Origin of the sequence: Streptomyces sp. NPDC057638 (assembly GCF_042800315.1) — a bacterium.
GTDB lineage: Bacteria > Actinomycetota > Actinomycetes > Streptomycetales > Streptomycetaceae > Streptomyces.
This window is the reverse complement of sequence record NZ_JBHVHF010000428.1, coordinates 1-5216: the sequence shown is the minus strand read 5'-3', so window position 1 is coordinate 5216 and position 5216 is coordinate 1. Positions and strand designations below refer to the sequence as shown.

The 5216-nt window shown below is 69.3% G+C and carries 4 protein-coding genes; 1 reads left to right on the top strand and 3 read right to left on the bottom strand.

Going from position 1 to position 5216, the window contains the following annotated elements:
* Nucleotides 1-71: 71 nt before the first annotated feature.
* Genes ACFVIM_RS32530 through coxB form a run of 3 tightly spaced genes read right to left on the bottom strand, consistent with a single transcriptional unit; the run spans nt 72 to nt 3162 of the window.
* A complete protein-coding gene (locus tag ACFVIM_RS32530; RefSeq protein ID WP_384309190.1) occupies nt 72-470 on the bottom strand; it encodes a cytochrome c oxidase subunit 4 in 399 nt (132 codons plus the stop codon).
* Nucleotides 467-2200 (bottom strand): cytochrome c oxidase subunit I, encoded by a 1734-nt coding sequence (gene ctaD, locus ACFVIM_RS32525; protein ID WP_384309187.1) that lies wholly within the window; start codon nt 2198-2200, stop codon nt 467-469. The genes ACFVIM_RS32530 and ctaD overlap by 4 nt, the downstream gene beginning before the upstream one ends.
* Nucleotides 2197-3162, bottom strand: a complete 966-nt coding sequence (coxB, locus tag ACFVIM_RS32520; protein ID WP_384309185.1) for a cytochrome c oxidase subunit II — start codon at nt 3160-3162, stop codon at nt 2197-2199. The genes ctaD and coxB overlap by 4 nt, the downstream gene beginning before the upstream one ends.
* A gap of 449 nt (nt 3163-3611) precedes the next feature.
* Here coxB and ACFVIM_RS32515 point away from each other — a divergent pair, with 449 nt between their 5' ends.
* Nucleotides 3612-4997, top strand: coding sequence for a cysteine desulfurase/sulfurtransferase TusA family protein (locus tag ACFVIM_RS32515; RefSeq protein WP_384309182.1), 1386 nt, complete (start codon nt 3612-3614; stop codon nt 4995-4997).
* Nucleotides 4998-5216: the final 219 nt, after the last annotated feature.

Below are 5216 nucleotides of genomic sequence, written 5' to 3'. Positions count from 1 at the left end.
GGTGAGGCGGGGGAACCGGGCTCTCCGTGGGCTCCGTGCGGAGCGGTGTCACGGGTACCGGCGGGGCGGTCCTACTGGTTCTGGTTCTCGCCCCGGTAGTACTCGTAGACCCAGCCCCAGATGCCGATCAGGATGAACGGCGCCGAGAAGTAGAGCAGCCACCAGCCGACGGCGACACCGAGGAACGCGAGCGCTCCACCGAGCGCCAGCGAGAGCGGCTGCCAGCTGTGCGGGGAGAAGAAGCCGACCTCGCCGGCCTCGTCCGCGACATCCGCCTCGGTGTCGTCCTGGGCCATCGCGTCGACCCGCTTGGCCGTGAAGGCCAGGTAGTAGCCGACCATGACGCTCAGGCCGAAGGCCATGAAGAGCGCGGTGGTACCGGCCGGCTCCTTCGACCACACGCCGTAGAGGATGGCCGCGGCGAGGATGAAGACACTCAGCCAGAGGAACATCTTTCCCTGGATCTTCACTTGCCGGCCTCCTTTCCGGTGGTGAGGGCGTCGGGACCGTGGTTGTCGAGCTGGTCGACGGCCGCGATCTCGGGGTGGTGCAGATCGAACGCCGGGGATTCGGAACGGATCCGCGGCAGGGTGAGGAAGTTATGCCGCGGCGGCGGGCACGACGTCGCCCATTCGAGCGAACGGCCGTAGCCCCACGGGTCGTCGACCTCGACCTTCTTGCCGTACTTGGCGGTCTTCCAGACGTTGTAGAAGAACGGCAGGAGCGAGGCGCCCAGGACGAAGGAGGCGATGGTCGAGATGGTGTTCAGCGCGGTGAATCCGTCGGCGGCCAGGTAGTCCGCGTACCGGCGCGGCATGCCCTCGGCGCCCAGCCAGTGCTGGACCAGGAAGGTGCCGTGGAAGCCGATGAAGAGCGTCCAGAAGGTGATCTTGCCCAGGCGCTCGTCCAGCATCTTGCCGGTGAACTTGGGCCACCAGAAGTGGAAGCCCGCGAACATCGCGAAGACCACGGTGCCGAAGACGACGTAGTGGAAGTGCGCGACGACGAAGTACGAGTCCGAGACGTGGAAGTCCATCGGCGGCGAGGCCAGGATGACACCGGTCAGACCACCGAAGGTGAAGGTGATCAGGAAGCCGATGGTCCAGAGCATCGGCGTCTCGAAGGAGAGCGAGCCCTTCCACATGGTGCCGATCCAGTTGAAGAACTTCACGCCGGTCGGGACCGCGATCAGGAACGTCATAAAGGAGAAGAACGGCAGCAGCACACCACCGGTGACGTACATGTGGTGGGCCCACACCGTCACCGACAGACCGGCGATGGCGATGGTGGCGCCGACCAGGCCCATGTAGCCGAACATCGGCTTGCGGCTGAAGACCGGGATGATCTCCGAGACGATGCCGAAGAACGGCAGGGCGATGATGTACACCTCTGGGTGGCCGAAGAACCAGAAGAGGTGCTGCCAGAGCAGGGCGCCACCGTTGGCCGGGTCGAAGATATGGGCGCCGAACTTACGGTCGGCCTCCAGCGCGAAGAGCGCGGCGGCGAGGACCGGGAAGGCGAGCAGGACCAGCACACCGGTCAGCAGCACGTTCCAGGTGAAGATCGGCATCCGGAACATCGTCATGCCCGGAGCACGCATGCAGATGATCGTGGTGATGAAGTTGACCGAGCCGAGGATGGTGCCGAAGCCGGAGAAGGCCAGGCCCATGATCCACATATCGGCGCCGACGCCCGGGGAGCGGACGGCGTCCGAGAGCGGGGTGTAGGCGAACCAGCCGAAGTCGGCCGCACCCTGCGGGGTGAGGAAGCCGGCCACCGCGATCAGCGAACCGAAGAGGTAGAGCCAGTAGGCGAACATGTTCAGCCGCGGGAACGCCACATCGGGCGCACCGATCTGGAGCGGCATGATCCAGTTCGCGAATCCGGCGAACAGCGGCGTCGCGAACATCAGCAGCATGATCGTGCCGTGCATCGTGAACGCCTGGTTGAACTGCTCGTTCGACATGATCTGCGTACCCGGACGGGCCAGCTCGGCGCGCATGAAGAGCGCCATGAGTCCGCCGATGCAGAAGAACACGAACGAGGTGACCAGGTAGAGCGTGCCGATGGTCTTGTGGTCGGTGGTGGTCAGCCACTTCACCACCACGTTGCCGGGCTGCTTGCGCCGGACGGGCAGCTCGTTCTCGTATGAGTCGTCGGCTGCTGCGGCGGCACCCTGGGATTCGTTGAGGATGCTCACAGTTGCTTCTTCTCCGCGTTTTTGGCCGGGTCCGTCTGCTCAATGCCAGCCGGGATGTAGCCGGTCTGCCCCTTGTCGGCCAGCTCCTTCAGGTGCTGCTGGTAGCGCTCCGGGGAGACGACCTTGACGTTGAAGAGCATCCGGGAGTGGTCGACGCCGCAGAGCTCGGCGCACTTGCCCATGAAGGTGCCCTCCTTGGAGGCGGTCACCTCGAAGGCGTTGGTGTGGCCCGGGATCACGTCCTGCTTGAACAGGAAGGGGACCACCCAGAAGGAGTGGATGACATCCCGGGAGGTCAGCACGAAGCGGACCTTCTCGCCCTTGGGCAGCCACAGCGTGGGGCCGGGGTTGCCGTTCTGCGGGTTACGCGTGCCGGGGATACCCGCGTCGTACACACCCCCGGCGTTCTCCGGGAACGCGTCGAGGTACTTCTGCGGGATGGCCTTCAGGTTCTTGTCCGTCTTGGCGTCACCCGTCACACCGGGGACGTCCTCGACGTAGTTGAAGCCCCAGCTCCACTGGTAGCCGACCACATTGATGGTGTGGGTCGGCTTCTTGGAGAGGGCGAGGAGCTTCGACTCATCACGTGCGGTGAAGTAGAACAGCACCGAGACGATGATGAGCGGGACCACGGTGTACAGCGCCTCGATGGGCAGGTTGTACCGGGTCTGCGGAGGGACCTCCACCTTGGTGCGGCTGCGCCGGTGGAAGAAGACACTCCACAGGATCAGACCCCACACCAGTACGCCCGTGACGAGCGCAGCCGCCCACGAGCCCTGCCAGAGGGAGAGGATCCTCGGCGCCTCCTCCGTGACGGGGGTGGGCATACCAAGGCGGGGAAAGTCCTCGTATGTGTATTCGCAACCGGTGGCGGTCGCCAGGATCAGTCCCGCAGTCAGCACCTGCGGCAGCTTCCGCCGCATCGGGCGCCGCGACGAGCGGTCGGAGCCGTTGGGACTCACGTAGCGCCTTCCCGAGAGTCTCGGCCCGCGCGACGGGCTGCGGCCGTCTCGCTGGTCGGTCGCCGGCCCTGACGCGGGCAGGGGTTTGGATGTTTATGCGGACCAAACCCTACTGGACGCTATTTGGGGTCGCGCGGGGAGGGTGCCCAACGCGCCGTCCGACACCCCGAAGGGGTGGAATCCCCCCGGAAACACCCCGCTTTTCCTGCGGGTTTCCCGTGGAATCACGGCTCGGGGGCGGCGAGCGGCTGACTCTCCCCGCTTCTGCCCGCCGCTCTCCGCCTCCGGGCGTGTCGCACATCCCCGGGGAGCGGGCGGGCGGTACGCCCGCGGGGAGCCGGCCTGCCCTGCGGAGGGTTCGGGGCGCCCCGGGCCCGGGAGCGGGGCCGAGGGGCCTGGGGCCGGGTGGCCCCAGGGGCTCGCGTGGCGCCGGGGGTTAGCGTGACCGCGTGCCCTACTTCGACACCGCCTCCGCCGCACCCCTGCACCCCGTCGCCCGCCAGGCCCTGCTCGCCGCGCTGGACGAGGGATGGGCCGACCCCGCCCGGCTCCACCGCGAGGGACGGCGCGCCCGGCTGCTCCTCGACGCGGCCCGGCAGGCCGCCGCCGAGGCGGTCGGCTGCCGCCCGGACGAACTCGTCTTCACCCCTTCGGGGACCCACGCCGTCCACCTCGGGGTGACGGGCGCCGTCGCGGGCCGCCGTCGCGCCGGACGGCGTGTCACCGTCTCCGCCGTGGAACACTCCTCCGTCCTCCATGCCGCCGAGGCGGCCGGTGACCTCATCGAGGTGCCGGTGGACCGCGGCGGCCGGGTCCTCCTCGACGCCTTCGCCGGAGCGCTGACCGCCGACACGGCGCTGGCCGCGCTCCAGTCGGCCAACCACGAGGTCGGGACCGAACAGCCGGTCGCCGAGGCGGCCGTCGCCTGCCGGGCCGCCGGAGTGCCCCTGCTGGTGGACGCGGCCCAGTCGCTGGGCTGGGGCCCCGTCGCGGGGGACTGGTCCCTGCTCACCGCGAGCGCTCATAAATGGGGCGGACCATCCGGAGTCGGGCTGCTGGCCGTCCGCAAGGGGGTCCGGTTCGCCCCCCGGGGCCCGGTGGACGCACGCGAGTCGGGCCGCTCCCCCGGCTTCGAGAACCTCCCGGCCATCGTCGCCGCCGCGGCCTCACTGCGGGCCGTACGCGCGGAAGCCGCCACCGAGGCCGCCCGGCTGCGCGCCCTCGTGGACCGGATCAGGGCCCGGGTGCCCGCACTGGTCCCGGACACCGAGGTCGTCGGCGACCCGGAGCGCCGACTCCCCCATCTGGTCACCTTCTCCTGCCTCTACGTCGACGGGGAGACCCTGCTGCACGAACTGGACCGCGCGGGCTTCTCCGTCTCCTCCGGCTCCTCCTGCACCTCCAGCACCCTGACGCCGAGCCATGTCCTCACGGCGATGGGCGTACTGAGCGAGGGCAACATCCGCCTCTCCCTGCCCCCGGGCACCACGGCCGACGACGTGGACCGCTTTCTCTCCGTGCTGCCGGGGGTGGTGACGGAGGTACGGGAACGACTGGGCGCGACCGGGGCCGCGACCGGGGCCGGGGCGGATCCCGAGGAGGCCGACGCGGCCGAGCTCGTGGTGGACGCGCTCGGGAAGCTGTGCCCGATCCCGGTGATCGAACTGGCGAAGGTGATCGGGCGGGTCCGGGTGGGCGGTGTGGTGCGGGTGCTGGCGGATGACGAGGCGGCGCGGCTGGATATTCCGGCGTGGTGCGAGATGCGGTCCCAGGAGTACCTCGGCGAGTCCTCCACCCCCGCGGGCCCCTCCTTCACCATCCGCCGCACCACCTGACCCTGCGGCGGCCCGCCCCCGCCCCTCCTCATGAGCAGGCGGCCGACACCACGCGCGGCCCCCGAACCCACGCGCTTCGTGGACCCGGCGGGGTCCACACCCTTGTGCCCCGGGTTCCCACCGCGTGTGGGCACGGCGGTGCCACCGCTTGTGGGCACGGGTTCCGCCCGGGGCGATGGGGGTCCCCCCGGTCGAAGTCCCCCAGGCGCAGGCCTGGGG